Here is a 16518-nt window from a genome sequence, read left to right as displayed (position 1 = left end):
GCGCCTATCGAAAGGAACCGACACCATGCAAGCCAGGCTGCTGCTTTACCCCGTTGCGGACATCGACGCCGCGTTGCCGTTCTTCACCGAAGCACTGGGACTGCCGGTGAAGTTCCGCGATGGCGACCGCTATTGCGCGCTCGATGCGGGCGCGCTGACGCTGGCGCTGGTGGCCGGCGAGGAACGGCTGGTGGACCAGCCGGCGCTGGCCTTCAAGGTGGATGAGGGGGACGATATTGCCGCCGCGATCACGCGGCTGGTGGCAGCTGGCGCCACGGTGGCGCAGCCCGCGACGCAGGGGCCGCACGAGACGCGCGCGGTATTGCGCGCCCCCGAGGGCTTTGCGCTGGTGCTCAGCGCAAAGCCCTGACGTCTTGCTTTAGCCCAGCGAAATCACGCTGCTCAGCAGCATGCGCACCAGCGTGGCCTGGCGGGTCACGCCGGTCTTGGAGAAGATGGCCCGCAGGTGCGCGCGCGCCGTGTTCTTGCTGATGCCGAGTTCGTCCGCGGCTTCATCGAGCGTCAGGCCGTTGGCCAGCTGCAGCGCCAGCTGCGTCTCGGCGGGGGTGAAGTCGAACAGCTGGCGCACCACGTCGTGCGAGGCCTGCGAGCGGCGCTCGGGGTCGCGGATAAAGACCACACAGGCGGGGCGCTTGCGGTTGTCCTCGGACCACTCGCTCAGCGGAATGGTGCGGATCAGCACGCCCAGCCTGGCGCTGCCGGAAGGGCGCGTGATCGACATCGCTTCCATCAGCGCCGGCGCGGTGCCAAGGTGGCCCATCATGGCCTGGCGCAGCAGGCGCTGGAACTTGCGGTTCTCCTGGCCGTACTCGACATCCAGCCCGCCCTTGGCGACGCGGATGCCATCCTTGGCGCCGAGGATCTCGTCGGCGGCGGCATTGGTCTTGATGATGGTGCCCGACTCGTCCAGGATCACCATGCCGACCAGCATGCGGTCGATGGCGCTGGCGTAGACGGTACGTTCGGACTCGACCACGTCCAGGCGCGAATGCAGGTCCACCGCGCGCTTCAGGTGCGGCAGCAGCGAGGTGCACAGCGCCTTGTCCGCGGCGGAAAAATCGGGACCGTCATGGTCGCGGCACACGCGGAAGCGGCATTCCACGCCGTCGTCGGTGCGCAGGTCGGCGCCGAGGATATAGCGGATGCCGACGTCCTTGAGGAACTGCAGGTACAGCTCGCTCTTGCACCACACGCCGTGCCCCAGGTGCTCGTCGATCGTCACCACGCGGTCCGACGGCAGCCCGATGAAGGGATCCAGCGCGTAGTAGTAGTTGTTGTAGGAGGTCTCGCCCGGCAGCGTCGAGCCATGCTCGGAGGCGTTGATCATCAGCCCGGGACGGTCCGTGGCCGGCGAGCGCAGGATCAGCGTGGCGTAATTGGCATTGAGCTGGCGCCGGATCTGCTCCAGCGCCTTGCCCCATGGCACCTGCTCCATCGGGCCCTGGTAGATATTGCCCAGCAGTGCGCTGAACTCCGACAGCGACACCGTCGCCTGCGCGAACAGGTGTGCGGCCGCCTGGCTCTGGCTAACCTCCATCAGCATTTCCTCTGTCTCCATTGTGGCGTGCGCAGCGCTCCGGACGAGCCGGGCCGCTGGCTTGTGCGGGCTCTGTGGCCCTTTTTTTGTGCCCCGATTATAGGGACGGCAAAGGGGCCGCGGCTTGCCCCCCGCCTTCATGGTTTGCCCTAGGCAGCCCGGCCGCACACGCTGGCCGCACATTGCTGGCCGCACACGCTGGCCGGACTAGTCCCGCGGGACAGGCCCATCGTCACGCGGCGGCGGCGCAAACACATACTCCAAACAGACTAAGGACAGACCCATGCCCGCTCGCCAAGGGCAAACCCCTATGCAACCGGTAGCGCAGCGGCATCCCACCCAAACAGACGATGCCCGCGCGCGGCGCCGCGGCTACAAGGAGCCATGCGCGGCGATCGACGCCGCGGTTTTCAGGAGACTTCCACCATGGCGGCAAATCCGCGGCAGCAGGCCGCAGTCATCACCGGCGCGGCCGGCGGCATCGGGCTGGGGCTGGCAAAGGCGCTGGCCGCGCAAGGCTATGCGCTGGCGCTGGCCGATATCGATGCCCAGGCGCTCGAAGCGGCACGCGCGGCGCTGGCACGCGACGGCGCAACCGTCGTCGCCGTGCCCACCGACGTAGCCGACGCGCGGCAGATCGCGCACCTGTGCGACGAGAGCTTCCGGCAACTGGGCCGTGTCGACCTGCTGTTCAACAACGCCGGCATACTCGCCACCGGCCGCTGCTGGGAACTGCCCCCCGAAGTGTTCGACAAGGTGATGCGCGTCAACCTGTGGAGCGTGCTGCATGCGCTGCGCTGCTTCGTGCCGCGCATGGCGGCGCAGGGTTCGGGCCATATCGTCAACGTGGCGTCGATGGCGGGACTTGCCGTCGGGCCATGGCTGGCGCCCTACACGCTGTCCAAGCAGGGCGTGGTGGCGCTGAGCGAAGGGCTGGCGCTGGAGCTGCAGGCGGCAGGCCTGCCGATCAAGGTGTCGGTGGTCTGCCCGGGCCCGGTTGCCACCGGCATCGCAGCGGACCTGGACGGCGCCGCGCCGCAGGAGGTGCACCAGATGAACGGCGCGCTGCGCACCGGCATCGCCGCCGGCCTGACGCCGGACCAGGCCGCGCGCGTGATCCTCGACGGCGTATCGGCCGGCCAGTTCTGGATCCTGCCGCACGAACAGGCCGCGCACGCGGCGCTGGCGCGCGCGCAGGGCATTGCCGCCGGCAGCGCGCCGTCGTTTGCGATGCAGGCCTGATTTCCACAGCCGTCCAGGAGACACCATGCCGCTCGATCCCCAGGCCCGTGCCATGCTCGATGCCATGGCCGCCATGCCCAGCCCCGACTTCTCCACGCTGCGCGCCGCCGACTACCGCGCCGCGCTGGCGGCCATGCCTGGCTTCGCGCCAGGCGATTTCATCGCCGCGCAGCAAGACCTCACTCTCGACGGGCCGGCCGGTCCGCTGCAGGCGCGCCTGTACCGGCCCCATGCGCCCACTGAGGCCGACGGCAACGCTGCGCTGCCGCTAGTCATCTATTTCCACGGCGGCGGCTTCGTGCTGTGCGGCCTCGATTCGCACGACAACATCTGCCGCAGCCTGGCGCGCCGCAGCGGCGCGCTGGTGTTGTCGGTCGACTCCGCCCTCGCGCCGGTGGCGCGCTTCCCGGCCGCCGCCGACGACGCCGTCGCCGCGGTACGCTTTGCCTCGGCGCATGCGGCGCAACTGGGTGCCGACCCATCCCGGCTGGCTGTCGCCGGCGACAGCGCCGGCGGCAACCTGGCCGCCGTGGCATGCCAGCAGCTGCGCGGCAGCGGCATTTCGCTGCGGCACCAGTTGCTGCTCTATCCCTGGCTGGACTGCAGCGATGCCGCAACGAGCAGTGCCAGCTATCGCGCATGCGCGCAGGGCTATTTCCTCAGCGCCGCGGAACTGGCGTGGTATCGCGCCCAGTACCTGGCCACGCCCGCCGACGCCGGCGATGTCCGCGCCAGCCCGCTGCAACAGCGCGACCTGCGCGGCCTGCCGCCGGCCACCATCATCACCGCCGAATTCGATCCGCTGCGCGACCAGGGCGAGGCCTACGGCGAGGCGCTGCAGCGCGCCGGCGGCAATGCGGCCGTGCGCCGCTGGCCCGGCCAGATCCATGGCTTCGCCAGCATGCAAGGGGTGATGGATGCCGCCAGCCATGTGCTGGACGCGGCCGCCGCATCGCTGCGCCAGGCCTTCGGTGCAGGCCGCCGGCAGGAGGCAGCATGAGCACGGCCAACCTCCTGGCGCCGATGGCCGAAGGGCTGGCAGCGCTTGCCGCGGGCGAGCGCGTGTTGGTGCTCGAAGACGAGAGCGCGGAAGCCACCGGCTGCGTGCTGGTGGCCGCCGAGCGCGCCACCGAGGCCGACGTCAACTTCATGGCCGCCGAGGCGCGCGGCCTGGTTTGCATGGCCATCACCGAGGCGCGCCGGGCGCTGCTGCAGCTGCCGCCGATGGCTGCCGGCCAGCGCCAGCGCGAGCGCTACACCGTGTCGATCGAGGCCGCCAGCGGCGTCAGCACCGGCATCTCCGCCGCCGACCGCGCGCTGACGCTGCGCGTCGCGGCGGCGCCGCGCGCCCGGCCGCAGGACCTGGTCCAGCCTGGCCATGTCTTCCCGGTGGTGGCGCAGCCGGACGGGGTGCTGCGCCGCGCGGGCTTCGCCGAAGCCTGTTCCGACCTGCCCCGGCTGGCCGGGCGCGTGGCGGCCGGGGCCTATGCGCTGGTGCTCGACGACGACGGCGAGCTGATGCGCGGACCGGCCCTGCTGGATTTCGCCCATCGCCACCGGCTGCCGGCGGTCTCGGTCAGCGCGCTGATCCACCACCGCCTGCTGACCGAGGGCGCACTGCGCCGCACCCGCTCGACCGAACTGGCCACGCCGTTCGGGCGCTTCACCGTGCACGCCTACCATGACGCGCCGGTGGATGCGCTGCACCTGGCGCTGGTGCTGGGCCAGCCCGACCCGCACACGCCGGTGCTGACGCGGGTGCAGGCAGTGGAGATGCAGCGCGACGTGCTGGCCTTCGGCACGCCCGCGCAGCCGGCATGGAACCTGGAGCGCTCGCTGGAGCGGATCGGCGCCGAGGGTTGCGGCGTGCTGGTGCTGCTGGATGAGCGCGAGTCGCCGCAGCAGCGGCTGGACCGGCTGAGCGCGCCGGCCGCCGCCGCGCCGGCGCCGGCCTTCGCGCAGCGCGCGCTCGGCGTCGGCGCGCAGATCCTGCGCGACGTGGGCGCGCACAAGCTGCGCCTGCTGAGCCATCCGGTGCCGTACCGCGCCGTCACCGGCTTCGACCTGGAGGTTACGGAGTTTGTCCCGCCGGGCTGAACGGCACGCCGAAGCAGTCGGCAAAGCGGCGCGTGAAGCGCTCCACGTCGGCGTCGGGCAGGTGGTTGATGCCGCCTGCCAGGCGCCGGCCGCCGCCGGTGTCGAAGCCGCGGCAGAAATCCGCCGCGCCGGTGGCACTGTGCGCCGGCACCCGCACGCTGACCGCAAAGCCGCCGCCGGACCTGGGCGACAGCAGGCCGATGGCATCGCCGGGACGCCCGCGCACCAGCTCGTTGGCGAGCACGCCGATCGCGCGCCGTGCCCACGGTGCATCGGGCAGCACCAGCAGCGCGGCGCCGGGCACCTCATGCATGGGCGAAAGGCGGCGCGCCCGGGCCATGTCGTCCTCGTAGCCCTCGCACAGCAGGGTGTAGGTGGCGCACTGCGCGGCGAAGTCCAGAGGGTCGGAAAAGGGCAGCATGTGCTGCGCGAGTTCGGCGGGATTGCAATGCAGGTCGGCCACGCACTCGCCGTACGCGTTGTAGTTCAGGCAGGTGCCGAGCCGTTCCAGCACCGCGGTCTGGCCCGGGTCCAGGCCGAGTTGCGCCGCCATCGCGCGCGCCACCTCGCCGAGGTTGTCGCCAAAGGCCGCGGTGACCGCCCAGCGCCGGTGGCGCCCGCCCAGGTGGCGGTCGACCAGGATGCTGGTGCAGACCTGCGCCGCCTCGTCGATATGCGCGCGCAGGCCGGCATGCGAGGGCACGTTGCCGGCGTGGTGGTGGTCGAAGTAGTCCACCTCCACCCCGGCGTCGAGCAGCCGCAGCAGGCCATCGCGGTTCTGGTCGAGCGAGATGTCGAGCGCGGTCACAGTATCGCCGGCGCGCGCGTCGATGCGCTCGAGCAGCCGGATATCGCGCTTGACGCCGGTAACCAGCGTGGCGTCGCTGGCGTGCGAACCACCGGCCAGGCGCAGTTGCTGCAGCGCGCACAGGCCGTCGGCGTCGCCGTTGAAGGCAAAGTAGCTTGTCATGGCATGCGGTGCTGTGGGCTCAGGGCATGAAATCGCCACCATTGGCGTCCAGCGAGGCGCCGGTGATGGCCCTGGCGTAGTCTGACACGAGAAACAGCGCAGCGCGCGCGCAGTCGTCGTCGGCCGGCATGCGGCCCAGCGCGATCTGTGCGGTCACCGGCGCGATCACCGCGTCTTCGCTAACGCCCTGCTCGGCGGCGGCGTGGCGCACATAGCCCTGCACCGGCGCGCCCCACATCCAGCCCATGAAGATGCTGTTGGCACGGATGCCATGCGGCCCCAGCTCGCGCGCCAGGTACTTGACCGCCACCGCCAGCGCCCCCTTGGATGCGGCGTAGCCGGATTCGCCCGGCATCGGCTTGCGCGTGGCCTGGGTGTTGATCATCACGATGGCGCCGCCGCCCTGCGGCTTCATCAGCGCCGCCACCTCCTGCGTCAGCGTCATGGTGCCGAAGACATTGGTGTCGAACACCTGGCGCCACACGTCCAGGTCGGCGGCTTCCACCGGCTCGGGGAAATTGCCGTGCTGGAAGGCGCTGTTGACCAGCGCGTCGATGCGGCCGAAGCGGCGCAGGGTCTCGTGGGCAAGGTGGCGCGACTGGGCGCGGTCGGTGATGTCGGTCACTACCTTCAGCACCTCGCAATCGGCGCCGAGGGCATCGATGCGGGCCTGGGCTTCGTCCAGTTTTGCCTCGGTGCGCGCGGCGATGGCCACGGCGCGGGCGCCTTCGCGCGCCGCTTCCACCGCCAGCTTGATGCCCAGGCCGGGGCCGATGCCGGATACGATGACGATCTTGTCTTTCAGCAGCATGTTGGTGTCTCCTGATTTGGTGGTCTTTAGAGCCTGTCAGAAAGGCCGGGTTGCTCCCCTCTCCCGCAGGCGGGAGAGGGAGTACGCAAGCGGGAGTTGGAAGGTCTGAGGTGATGAATTGCGCTGCACCGATCATCCGGGCGCCTGGCGGTTCAGGATGTGCCGCGCCCGATAACCGGCGAAATCACGTTCCAGCTGCGCCTGGCTCAGCCCGAACCGTTCCGGCGTATACGCATGCGCCGCGCGCTGGTTGCGCGGGTTGCTTTCCATCCAGGCCCACATGCCGGCGCGCGCGGCCTCGGTCAGCGGCATGCCGGCGAAGCGGTAGACCGCCTGCGCCACGCCGAACGGATCGCGCACCGTGTCCTCGAAGCGCACGTCGAGGAAGCGCTCGGCCGGCATGGCGTCGCGCACGGCCATGGCGTGATCGGTGCCGCGCCGCATCTGTTCGCTCCACTGGCGGCCGGCCGTGACCGGATCCGGATCGTCGGCGTACAGCTTCCACAGCGTATGCGCCATGCTCGCCATCGACGGGATGGTCCGCAGCGGATCGCGGTGGGTCAGCACCACCTGCGCGCCCGGGAACACCCGGAACAGCACCTCCAGGGTATGCAGGTGCTGCGGGGTCTTCAGCACCCAGCGCTGCGCCGGCACCGTCGAGGCCTGGCCGCGCTGGCGCTTCTGCCACTGCAGGAACTGCAGCATGGTCCTGAGGCAGGCATAGACCTCGGTATGGTCCTGCTGCGCCAGCCAGCCGGTATAGGCCGGCACATTGGCGTAGGAATCCATCGCGCACAGGAACGAATGCTCCATCAGCATGAATTCCTCGTCGGCGGCCATCGCGTCGAGCGGGTGGATGGCAAGGATGTCCGGGATGAACCGGATCATCTGCGCAACCTCTTCGCGCGCCGCGGCGATGCGCCGGCCGGGGTCGCGCACGTCCTCGCCCGGCAGCGGGGCCGGATAGCGGGTCTCCCACCAGGCCGCCGAACTGAAGCGCGCGTCGGTGGCCAGCATGCGCTGCAGCAGCGTGGTGCCGGTGCGCGGCAGGCCGACGATGACCAGCGGATCGTCCACCGGCTCCTGCAGGATCTCAGGATGGCGCCGGCAGTAGTCCTGGATCACCAGCCGGTTCACCAGCTGGGCCAGCAGCTTGCCTTGCAGCATCTGCGCGCCTTGCGCCGACAGGTTGGCCTCGCGTGACAGCGAATCCGACAGCACCCGCAGCGCCTCGCGATAGTTGCCCGGGCCGAAGTCGGCCAGGCCGCCGGCCTGCTCGCTCGCCTGCGCCAGCAGGCGTTCCACGTTGATGGCGTTCATGCCTTGTTCTCCCTGAGCGATGCAAGCCTGACCACGCGCGTGCGCGGATGCGACGGCTGCGCCGCGCCGACCCAGCGCCAGCACATGGTGCCGTTGTGATGGCCGGCGGTTTCCAGCCAGTTGGGCAGGCCCGGGTCGCGCGCGCTGAGGATCACCGTGACGCCGCCGTCGGCATTGAGCCGGGCGCCGTGCTTGTTGAGGCAGATGTCGTGGTAGCGGTAGTCGAGCGATTCCATCCAGTAGTTGTTGATCTGGAAGTTCCAGAACTCGCACTCCGGGACCCGGTCGACCTCGACCACCAGCGCCTCGTCATCGGCGAGACGCCAGCTCGAGTGGTAGTAGAAGATGTTGGGATCGCCGCCCGCGGCCTGGCACACCGCCTGGTCCGCGGGCGGCAGCGCGTTGACATGGCCGCCGTAGCCTTCGGCCCAGTCGGCAAAGATACGCGCGGTGCCCTCGACAAAACCGGCGGCGCGCAGCAGTCCGGCATGCAGGCGCTCCGCGCTCAGCGCGGGCGGCTTGCCGTTGGCGTCGATACGCTCGATCTGCAATTGCGCCGGCGTCTCCGCCTTGCGATCGAGAAAGGTCTGGCGCACCACCAGCGCATTGGTGGCCGGCTCCATGCGCACCCAGTTGCCCGGCTGCGGCTCGGCGCTTAGCGTGATCTCGAAACTGCCGTCCGGCTCCACGGCAAGCTTGTTGCTGTCGATAAAGCCGGTCTGGACCATGCGTCCGTCGGTTTCATAGCCGCCCTTCTGCGTGCCGAAGCTCAGGTACGCCACCGTGCCGCGCCGGCCGCGGATGCGGTACGCCGCGTTGCCGTCCAGGCGCGCGTAGCGGTACAGGTTGTCCGGATTGTCCGCGCCGATCTTGGCGGTCTCGTGCGAGGGCGAAAAGAAGCCGGGGAACGCCGGATCGGCAAATTCCACATGCATCTCCAGCGCAATGCGCAGCAGGCGGCTCAGGTAGCGGAACCCTTCGGCGCGCGTGAGCGCGTCCGCCGGCGCTTCCGGGCGCAGGATCTGCTGCCCGCTGCGCTTGAGCACGTCGCAAAACTCGGCCCAGGTCTGGCCGCTCAGCAATTGGTCTTCGGCGGAGGTCGCCATCTGCCTGCTCCCGTGGTTGGTCGGCGCAGCAACGATACCCAGCGCGGGGCGGCGCCTTCCTCGTCCGGGTGGACTAGGAAATGCGCGCCGCGGCCCGCGATTTCTTAGTCCGCCCGGACGAAGTGGCGCAGGGCCCCGGCTCGCTACCTTTTGCCCATGCCAGGCGGTCGCACAACCCTGCGCGGCGCCGGCAAACCAAGAGGAGACCCCGATGTTGACCCACCTGGAGCAACTGGAGGCGGAGAGCATCCACATCATGCGGGAGGTGGTGGCGGAATGCGAAAACCCCGTCATGCTCTATTCGATCGGCAAGGACAGCGCAGTGATGCTGCACCTGGCGATGAAGGCCTTCCATCCCGCGCGGCCGCCGTTCCCGCTGCTGCATGTCGATACCACGTGGAAGTTCCGCGAGATGATCGCGTTCCGCGACCAGACCGCGGCCCGGCTAGGCCTGGACCTGCGCGTGCACATCAACCCCGAAGGGCTGGCGCGATATCAGCCCGCACGAACACGGCTCGGCCGTCCATACCGACGTGTGGAAGACGCAGGGCCTGAAGCAGGCGCTGGACCACTACGGCTTTGACGCGGCCTTCGGCGGCGCGCGCCGCGATGAAGAGAAATCCCGCGCCAAGGAGCGCGTGTTCTCGGTGCGCACCGCGCAGCACCGCTGGGACCCCAAGATGCAGCGCCCCGAACTCTGGCGCCAGTACAACACGCGCAAGCGCAAGGGCGAGAGCCTGCGCGTGTTCCCGCTGTCGAACTGGACCGAGCTCGATATCTGGCAGTACATCTACCTGAACCAGATTCCCATCGTGCCGCTGTACTTCGCCAAGGAACGGCCAGTGGTTGAGCGCGACGGCACGCTGATCATGGTCGATGACGAGCGCCTGCCGCTGCGCCCTGGTGAAACGCCGCAACTGCGCAAGGTGCGCTTCCGCACGCTGGGCTGCTACCCGCTCACCGGCGCCATCGAGAGCGAGGCCGACACGCTCGGCGGCATCATCCAGGAAATGCTGCGGGCGACCACGTCGGAGCGCCAGGGACGGCTGATCGACAGCGATTCGACCGGTTCGATGGAGAAGAAAAAGCAGGAGGGATACTTCTGATGGAAACCCTGATCGACAACGCGCCGGCAATGGCGAAACCCGGCGGCACGCAGGGCGAGATCGCGCAGTATCTGCGCGCCCAGCAACACAAGAGCCTGCTGCGCTTCATCACCTGCGGCAGCGTCGACGACGGCAAGAGCACGCTGATCGGCCGGCTGCTGTATGAATCGAAGATGCTGTTCGAAGACCAGCTGGCCCAGCTCGAGGCCGACTCGAAGAAGATGGGCACGCAGGGCGAGAACCTGGACTTTGCGCTGCTGGTGGACGGCCTGGCCGCCGAGCGCGAACAGGGCATCACCATCGACGTGGCCTACCGCTTCTTCGCCACCGACAAGCGCAAGTTCATCGTCGCCGACACCCCCGGGCACGAGCAATACACGCGCAACATGGTCACCGGCGCCTCCACCGCCGACCTGGCCATCCTGCTGGTCGATGCGCGCCGCGGCGTGCAGACGCAGACACGGCGCCACAGCTACCTGGTGGCCACCCTCGGCATCCGGCGCGTGGTGCTGGCCGTCAACAAGCTGGACATGGTGGATTACTCGCGCGAAGTCCATACGCGCATCGAGAAGGAATACCGCGAGTTCGCGCGGCAGATCGGGCTGACCGATATCGTCTGCATCCCGATGTCCGCGCTGCGCGGCGACAATATCACCGCGCCCAGCGCCAACACCCCGTGGTACCAGGGCCCGACGCTGATGGACCACCTGGAGAGCGTGCCGATCGACCACGTGCCCGCGCAGGACGAGTCGTTCCGGCTGCCGGTGCAATGGGTCAACCGCCCCAACCTGGACTTCCGCGGCTTTGCCGGCACCGTCAGCGCGGGCGTGATCCGGCGTGGCGACCGCGTGCGCGCCCTGCCCTCCGGCCGCGAAAGCCGCGTCACCGGCATCGTCGGCGCCGGCGGCGAATGCGACCACGCCATGCGCGGCCAGGCGGTGACGCTGACCCTGGCCGACGAGATCGACGTCAGCCGCGGCGACGTGCTGGCCTGCGCCGAAGACCCGCCCGCGGTGGCCGACCAGTTCGAGGCCACGCTGGTATGGATGAACGAGGACGCCATGCTGCCCGGACGTCCTTACCTGCTCAAGCTGGGCACGCGCACTGTGGGCGTGACGGTGGCGCAGCCCAAGTACAAGGTCAACGTCAACACGCTGGAGCACCTGGCCGCGCGCACGCTGGAGCTGAACGAGATCGGCGTGTGCAACCTGCACCTGGACCAGCCGGTGGCGTTCGACCCGTACGCGCGCAACCGCGAGCTGGGCGGCTTCATCCTGATCGACCGCCTGACCAACAACACGGTCGGCGCCGGCATGCTGCACTTTGCGCTGCGCCGGGCGCAGAACGTCCACTGGCAGGCGATCGACGTCGACCGCCGCGCGCATGCCGCGCTCAAGCACCAGTCGCCGCGCATCGTCTGGTTCACCGGGCTGTCCGGCGCGGGCAAGTCCACCATCGCCAACCTGGTGGAAAAGCGCCTGCACGCGCTCGGCCATCACACCTACCTGCTCGATGGCGATAACGTGCGCCATGGCCTGAACAAGGACCTGGGTTTCTCCGAAGCGGACCGCATCGAGAACATCCGGCGCGTGGCGGAAGTGGCCAGGCTGATGCTGGACGCCGGGCTGATCGTGCTGGTGTCGTTCATCTCCCCCTTCCGCTGCGAACGCGAGATGGCGCGCGCGCTCGCCGGCGACGGCGAGTTCATCGAAGTCTTCATCGACACGCCGCTGGCGGTGGCCGAGCAGCGCGACCCCAAGGGCCTGTACCGCAAGGCGCGCCGCGGGGAGCTGAAGAACTTCACCGGCATCGACTCGCCCTACGAGCCGCCCGAGCATCCGGAAATCCGCATCGACACCACCGGCGACAGCGCCGAGCAGGCGGCGGAGCGGATCGTCGCATGGCTCAGGGACAGGCCCTAGGCTGAACGGACGATGAGGCGGCGGTGGGGGTGGGTACGATGGGCGAGACCGGGTTTATCCCTGGAAAACCGACCGCGCCCGCCTGAACCCGTGCGCTTGCATCGCCGGCTGGGTGCTCCCTCTCCCGCTTGCGGGAGAGGGTTGGGGTGAGGGCGGGCGCGTCGACGAAGTGCAGGCCGTCGGCATTGCCAGCGCCTGCCCTCACCCCCTGCCCCTCTCCCGCAAGCGGGAGAGGGGAGCCACCCACCGCTCTGCCATATGCCGCCAGACCCGTTGCCCGCCGCCGAACTCAGCGCCCTCCTCGCCCAGCTCTATCAAGGCCCCACCGAACCCGTCCCCTGGGCCACCTTCCTCGAAAGCCTCCGCCAGCGCCAGGCCGCCGCCTTCGTCACGCTGGTGCTGCGCCACCCCGCCACCGACCGCCCCGGCCTGATCGTCAACGCCTCCGACTACGGCCCCCACCTGCCCGGCGAGCCGTCATACAGCGAGCAATACTATGCGCTGTGCCCCTTCCTGGACCTGCACCCCGACCGCCTCTTCAGTGCCGACGAACTGTTCGGCGAAGCCGGCTGGCTGGCGCATCCGTTCTACGTGCAATACCTGCAGCCGCTCGGCCTGCGCTACATCCTGGCCGCCAACCTGGTCACGCCGGATGGCGTCGAATGCGCGCTGTTCATCAGCCGCACCGCCGCGGGACAAGACTTCACCATCGCCGACAAGGCGCTGCTGCTCGACTTGCTGCCGCACCTGAAACGCGCGGTCGACCTGCATGCCGCGCTCGACGTGCTGGCCTCCGAACGGTCGCTCTACGCCGATGCGGTCGACCGCATGCAGGTGGGCACGGTCATCCTGGACGAACACGGCCGCTGCATCCGCAGCAACGACGTCGCCGGCCGCCTGCTGCGCGCCCGCGACGGCCTCTACCTGGCGGACGGCGCGCTGCACGCGCACTGCCCGATGGAAAACCGCAGGTTCCGCAAGATCCTGGAGAGCGCCGCACAGGCCCACGCGCTGGCCACGCCCCGCAGCGAAGTCACCACGCTCAGCCGGCCCGCCGCGCCCACGCCGCTGAGCGTGCTGGTGCGGCCCATTGCGCTCAGCTACCGCAGCGAGGACAAGGCCCGCCGCCCCGCGGTAGCGGTCTTCATCCGCGATCCCGCCGGTTCGCCGCGCAACACCCACGCCAGCCTGCGCAAGCTGTTCCACCTGACCCCCACCGAGATCGAGCTGGCCCTGCTGATGGTCGACGGGCTGACCCTCGATGAGGCCGCGGCGCGGCTGGGCGTGAAGAAGAACACGGCGCGGGCGCATTTGCGGGGGATCTTTGCCAAGACGGGGGCGACGCGGCAGGCGGTGCTGGTGAAGATGTTGTTGTCTAGTGTGGTGGGGATGGGGTGAAGGACGGCGGCCGGCCCGCTAGTGTCGGCGCAGCTCAAGCTTTGCGTTCGTCGCTGGCTTGCATGGTCGAACCGCGCCTGGCAAATCAACGACCGACCGGTCGGGCTAATAACCGACGGGGGATACCGCCCACATCGAAGCCCATGGGGACCAAAGCAGAAAATACCCTAGCCCGTCGACAAGAACATTGAAGCCCCGCTGATGGGCACCTAAGATGGAGCTTCTGGCGTGAGCGGCGAGCTTGCCCTTGCCCAGTCTGTGGTCTGCGATGACTGGACCTTCCGATCCAGGCGGACCTGCGGTGTAGTGTAGTCCCGTAGCAAGAAAAGACCTATAGCTTGGGAGACAACTGTGCTGAGTCATCATGAAATCGCCACGCTGGTCCTGGTGAACGACCACTCCGACGCCACCGAACTGGACGACGCAGACATGCAGGCGCTGCTTGAAAAGCAGTTCATCACGCTCGAGCGTCTCGGGCCAACCCTTGCGCACCCGCAAGTCACGATTCAAGGCTACGCCTTTCTCAAGGCGGTCGGTCGTGTTCGCGCAAGCGACGGCAAGGCACGCCAGCAAGCCGCCTTCCGACCATCGCTTTAACCCCTTGCGAGCTGTCGACTGCCTCGGCCTGCTTTCGCGGCAAGGGGCAGCCGGTCTTGCCAAGGCGGGCATGGCAATCGTCGTGCCTTGACCCTCCGCTCCGCGCTGCACGGGTCTCGCACATCGTTGCGGGGGGCGGAATTTATCTGGAGACGCGAAATGACAAAGTGGTCCCCTGAGCAAATCAGCAAGCTTCAGATCACCGGCATCGACGCCTGGGCCGGGCTGGCCAGCAAGTCGCTGGATTGCATCGCCAGGTTGGTGGACCTGAACCTGCAGACCATGAAAACGACGCTGGAAGACGGGCAGGAATGCGCCAGGAAGGCCTTGTCGACCAAAGACACGCAAGCACTGGTTGCACTGCAGGCGGAATTGTTCCAACCCACGGCCGAAGCGATGCTGGCGTATCGACGCCGTGTGCAAGAGATTCTTGCCGATGCCCAGGCAAACGTCGAGAAAGTGCTGGAGGTGCAATACGCCACCGGCAAGCGCGAGGTGCAGGGATTCATGGAAACCGCGCTGAGCCACGCACCGGCAACCTCGATGACGCCTTTTGCCGCCTGGCAGGAGGCGCTCGAGGCCACGACCGCGCTCTTTGATTCCATGCAGGCCACGGCAACGCAGGCGATGCAGATGGCCGGGAGCAGCTTCGATGCTGCCGCCGAAGCCACGTCCAAGGGCGCACGACGCCGCCCTGCACCCGCCCCGCACACGGCGGGTTGATGCCGCTGCGCAAAGGCGACGTACCGAACCCGGCGAATTTCCAGACTCAGGGGATGCGAGACATGACGAAAAGAATCGCCATCGTGACAGGTGGCATGGGCGGGCTTGGCGAAGCGATCAGCATCCGGCTACAGGACGCGGGCTGCACCGTCGCCGTCACGCATTCACATGGCAACAGCGGCGTCGACGCCTGGCTGGCCAGAATGGAAGAAGGCGGCAGAAAATTCCATGCCTATCCCGTGGACGTTGCCGACTACGAATCGTGCCAGCTATGTGTTGCGGCCATTCACGAGGAACTGGGCCCCACTGATATTCTGGTCAACAACGCCGGTATCACCCGCGATGCCAGCTTCAGGAAGATGGACCGGGTCAATTGGGACGCGGTCATCCGGACCAACCTCGACTCGGTGTTCAACATGACCAAGCCGGTGTGCGAAGGCATGGTCAGGCGCGGCTGGGGCCGCATCATCAATATCTCGTCGATCATTGGTTCCAAGGGCGGCTTCGGACAAACCAATTACGCAGCGGCCAAGGCCGGCATGCATGGATTCACCAAATCGCTGGCGCTCGAAGTGGCCAGGAACGGCGTCACGGTCAATACCGTGTCGCCGGGCTTTATCGCCACCAAAATGGTGACGGCGGTCCCTCAGGAGATCCTGGACACCAAGATCATTCCGCAGATCCCCGTCGGCCGCCTGGGCGAGCCGGAGGAAGTGGCGGCCTTGATCGCCTATCTTTGCTCGCATGAGGCTGGCTTCGTGACCGGAGCAAACATAGCGATCAATGGGGGACAGCATTTGCAGTGAAGTTGACCGGCGTTCGGGACCGGGCCGGCGTGCTAGCATGGACGCCTTCGCCCTCCTCCCGCCCTGCTTCCCATGACCACGCTCTACGCGACGCTTGGCGTTCATTCCGACGCCACCGTGGATGAGATCAAGCTTGCCTATCGCCGTGCGGCAATGAAATGGCATCCGGACCGCAATCCCGGTCGCGAAGCCGAAAGCCATGCCGCCTTCCAGCAGATTCGCGATGCCTATGCGATCCTGTCCGACGCCGAGCAGCGCCAGGTCTACGACGAAGTCTTCGAACGCGAAATGCGCCGCTGGGAAGCCGAGCACGCAGCACAAGAGGCCGAGGAGCGCCAGGCACAGGAGCAGGCGAGACGCGTCGCGCAGGAGCATTACGAGAAGATGGTTGCCATCGCGATGCGCTATGCCGACGCAGGGCATTCGCGCGACGTCCTGTTCGGCATCCTGCTGGGCAAGGACTGCGAGACGGAGCTCGCCGGACGAATTGCCGACAGCGTTCATGCACTGCATCAGTCGCGCCACGCATGCGCCGAACGCGAGGCCGTAGCGCCGGCGGATGCCAGCACGGCGCGTACCGAAATCCCCGGCAGCCCGTTCGAGGCATTCTGGCAAGGACTGTTCAGGTTTCGCTAGCAGCCGATTCCGGATCCGCGCGCCGCGGCTCACCACGCAACAGCATCCAAATATCGCACCTCCATCCATCGATGGCGTGTCGTGTTGCTATGGACCCTGCGTTGATGTGTCTCCACGCCACCTGCTTACCCCCCGCTTTGGTGGGGTGTTGGCGCTGCAAAATTGAATCTCTGTTAACCGCCGTTTGATATAGATTGTAAAGACATTTAGAGCCACGGGTTCGCAT

15 protein-coding genes and 1 pseudogene are annotated in these 16518 nt (G+C 68.1%); 11 read left to right on the top strand and 5 right to left on the bottom strand.

Annotated elements, in window-relative coordinates; genetic code table 11:
- Positions 1–25 precede the first annotated feature (25 nt).
- Positions 26–370: a VOC family protein gene (locus tag AC3FMM_RS02100; RefSeq protein WP_115712482.1), complete on the top strand. Its 345-nt coding sequence runs from the start codon at positions 26–28 to the stop codon at positions 368–370.
- A gap of 9 nt (positions 371–379) precedes the next feature.
- On the opposite strand, the gene AC3FMM_RS02095 is transcribed toward AC3FMM_RS02100, so the two are convergent.
- A complete protein-coding gene (locus AC3FMM_RS02095; RefSeq protein ID WP_025583301.1) occupies positions 380–1564 on the bottom strand; it encodes a helix-turn-helix transcriptional regulator in 1185 nt (394 codons plus the stop codon).
- Between the two features lie 420 nt (positions 1565–1984).
- Between AC3FMM_RS02095 and AC3FMM_RS02090 the strand changes: the two genes are divergently transcribed.
- The 3 genes from AC3FMM_RS02090 to AC3FMM_RS02080 are packed head-to-tail and all read left to right on the top strand — an operon-like array spanning position 1985 to position 4897.
- On the top strand, positions 1985–2800 hold the full coding sequence (locus AC3FMM_RS02090; RefSeq protein ID WP_488686058.1) for an SDR family NAD(P)-dependent oxidoreductase: 816 nt from the start codon (positions 1985–1987) through the stop codon (positions 2798–2800).
- A 25-nt stretch (positions 2801–2825) separates the two neighbouring features.
- Positions 2826–3800, top strand: coding sequence for an alpha/beta hydrolase (locus AC3FMM_RS02085; RefSeq protein ID WP_488686057.1), 975 nt, complete (start codon positions 2826–2828; stop codon positions 3798–3800).
- Positions 3797–4897 carry a 3,4-dihydroxy-2-butanone-4-phosphate synthase gene (locus AC3FMM_RS02080; protein WP_115712479.1) on the top strand — a complete coding sequence of 367 codons (1101 nt, stop codon included), beginning with the start codon at positions 3797–3799 and terminating at the stop codon, positions 4895–4897. Before AC3FMM_RS02085 ends, AC3FMM_RS02080 begins: the two co-directional genes overlap by 4 nt.
- Here AC3FMM_RS02080 and AC3FMM_RS02075 read toward each other — a convergent pair.
- From AC3FMM_RS02075 to AC3FMM_RS02060, 4 genes are all read right to left on the bottom strand, one after another.
- The gene (locus AC3FMM_RS02075; RefSeq protein WP_488686056.1) at positions 4872–5867 is read right to left on the bottom strand and encodes an acetyltransferase; all 996 of its coding nucleotides are present in this window, start codon (positions 5865–5867) and stop codon (positions 4872–4874) included. The genes AC3FMM_RS02080 and AC3FMM_RS02075 overlap by 26 nt on opposite strands.
- 19 nt (positions 5868–5886) lie before the next feature.
- Positions 5887–6678, bottom strand: coding sequence for an SDR family oxidoreductase (locus tag AC3FMM_RS02070; RefSeq protein WP_115712477.1), 792 nt, complete (start codon positions 6676–6678; stop codon positions 5887–5889).
- A 132-nt stretch (positions 6679–6810) separates the two neighbouring features.
- Entirely contained in the window at positions 6811–7998 is a 1188-nt protein-coding gene (locus AC3FMM_RS02065) for a sulfotransferase family protein (RefSeq protein WP_488686055.1), read from the bottom strand.
- Positions 7995–9104: a DUF1214 domain-containing protein gene (locus AC3FMM_RS02060; protein ID WP_488686054.1), complete on the bottom strand. Its 1110-nt coding sequence runs from the start codon at positions 9102–9104 to the stop codon at positions 7995–7997. The genes AC3FMM_RS02065 and AC3FMM_RS02060 overlap by 4 nt, the downstream gene beginning before the upstream one ends.
- Positions 9105–9396: 292 nt before the next feature.
- Between AC3FMM_RS02060 and cysD the strand changes: the two are divergent.
- The 7 genes and pseudogenes from cysD to AC3FMM_RS02025 all read left to right on the top strand — a co-directional run bounded on the left by cysD (position 9397) and on the right by AC3FMM_RS02025 (position 16292).
- Positions 9397–10210, top strand: a pseudogene (gene cysD, locus AC3FMM_RS02055) (sulfate adenylyltransferase subunit CysD).
- A complete protein-coding gene (gene cysN / locus AC3FMM_RS02050) occupies positions 10210–12132 on the top strand; it encodes a sulfate adenylyltransferase subunit CysN (RefSeq protein ID WP_488686053.1) in 1923 nt (640 codons plus the stop codon). The pseudogene cysD and the gene cysN overlap by 1 nt, the downstream one beginning before the upstream one ends.
- Positions 12133–12390: 258 nt before the next feature.
- The gene (locus tag AC3FMM_RS02045; RefSeq protein ID WP_326348096.1) at positions 12391–13530 is read left to right on the top strand and encodes a helix-turn-helix transcriptional regulator; all 1140 of its coding nucleotides are present in this window, start codon (positions 12391–12393) and stop codon (positions 13528–13530) included.
- Between the two features lie 351 nt (positions 13531–13881).
- Entirely contained in the window at positions 13882–14127 is a 246-nt protein-coding gene (locus AC3FMM_RS02040; RefSeq protein WP_115712467.1) for a hypothetical protein, read from the top strand.
- A gap of 159 nt (positions 14128–14286) precedes the next feature.
- Positions 14287–14850, top strand: coding sequence for a TIGR01841 family phasin (phaP, locus tag AC3FMM_RS02035; protein WP_115712465.1), 564 nt, complete (start codon positions 14287–14289; stop codon positions 14848–14850).
- 62 nt (positions 14851–14912) lie between these two features.
- Complete coding sequence (gene phbB, locus AC3FMM_RS02030; RefSeq protein WP_115712463.1) at positions 14913–15656, top strand: acetoacetyl-CoA reductase; 744 nt, start codon at positions 14913–14915, stop codon at positions 15654–15656.
- A gap of 72 nt (positions 15657–15728) precedes the next feature.
- Positions 15729–16292 (top strand): J domain-containing protein, encoded by a 564-nt coding sequence (locus tag AC3FMM_RS02025; protein ID WP_414249026.1) that lies wholly within the window; start codon positions 15729–15731, stop codon positions 16290–16292.
- Positions 16293–16518: the final 226 nt, after the last annotated feature.

It is taken from the genome of Cupriavidus sp. 207A1 (assembly GCF_057798955.1).
The sequence above is the reverse complement of the archived record's forward strand: the minus strand, read 5'-3'. Positions and strand labels throughout refer to the sequence as shown.

Bases quoted from the DNA above. Each gene is read 5' to 3' on its own strand.
- phaP (WP_115712465.1), top strand. From the start codon at position 14,287: ATGACAAAGTGGTCCCCTGAGCAAATCAGCAAGCTTCAGATCACCGGC.
- AC3FMM_RS02100 (WP_115712482.1), top strand. From the start codon at position 26: ATGCAAGCCAGGCTGCTGCTTTACCCCGTTGCGGACATCGACGCCGCG.
- AC3FMM_RS02025 (WP_414249026.1), top strand. From the start codon at position 15,729: ATGACCACGCTCTACGCGACGCTTGGCGTTCATTCCGACGCCACCGTG.
- cysN (WP_488686053.1), top strand. From the start codon at position 10,210: ATGGAAACCCTGATCGACAACGCGCCGGCAATGGCGAAACCCGGCGGC.
- AC3FMM_RS02080 (WP_115712479.1), top strand. From the start codon at position 3,797: ATGAGCACGGCCAACCTCCTGGCGCCGATGGCCGAAGGGCTGGCAGCG.
- AC3FMM_RS02095 (WP_025583301.1), bottom strand. From the start codon at position 1,564: ATGCTGATGGAGGTTAGCCAGAGCCAGGCGGCCGCACACCTGTTCGCG.
- AC3FMM_RS02070 (WP_115712477.1), bottom strand. From the start codon at position 6,678: ATGCTGCTGAAAGACAAGATCGTCATCGTATCCGGCATCGGCCCCGGC.
- AC3FMM_RS02065 (WP_488686055.1), bottom strand. From the start codon at position 7,998: ATGAACGCCATCAACGTGGAACGCCTGCTGGCGCAGGCGAGCGAGCAG.
- AC3FMM_RS02085 (WP_488686057.1), top strand. From the start codon at position 2,826: ATGCCGCTCGATCCCCAGGCCCGTGCCATGCTCGATGCCATGGCCGCC.
- AC3FMM_RS02045 (WP_326348096.1), top strand. From the start codon at position 12,391: ATGCCGCCAGACCCGTTGCCCGCCGCCGAACTCAGCGCCCTCCTCGCC.
- AC3FMM_RS02075 (WP_488686056.1), bottom strand. From the start codon at position 5,867: ATGACAAGCTACTTTGCCTTCAACGGCGACGCCGACGGCCTGTGCGCG.
- AC3FMM_RS02060 (WP_488686054.1), bottom strand. From the start codon at position 9,104: ATGGCGACCTCCGCCGAAGACCAATTGCTGAGCGGCCAGACCTGGGCC.
- AC3FMM_RS02090 (WP_488686058.1), top strand. From the start codon at position 1,985: ATGGCGGCAAATCCGCGGCAGCAGGCCGCAGTCATCACCGGCGCGGCC.
- phbB (WP_115712463.1), top strand. From the start codon at position 14,913: ATGACGAAAAGAATCGCCATCGTGACAGGTGGCATGGGCGGGCTTGGC.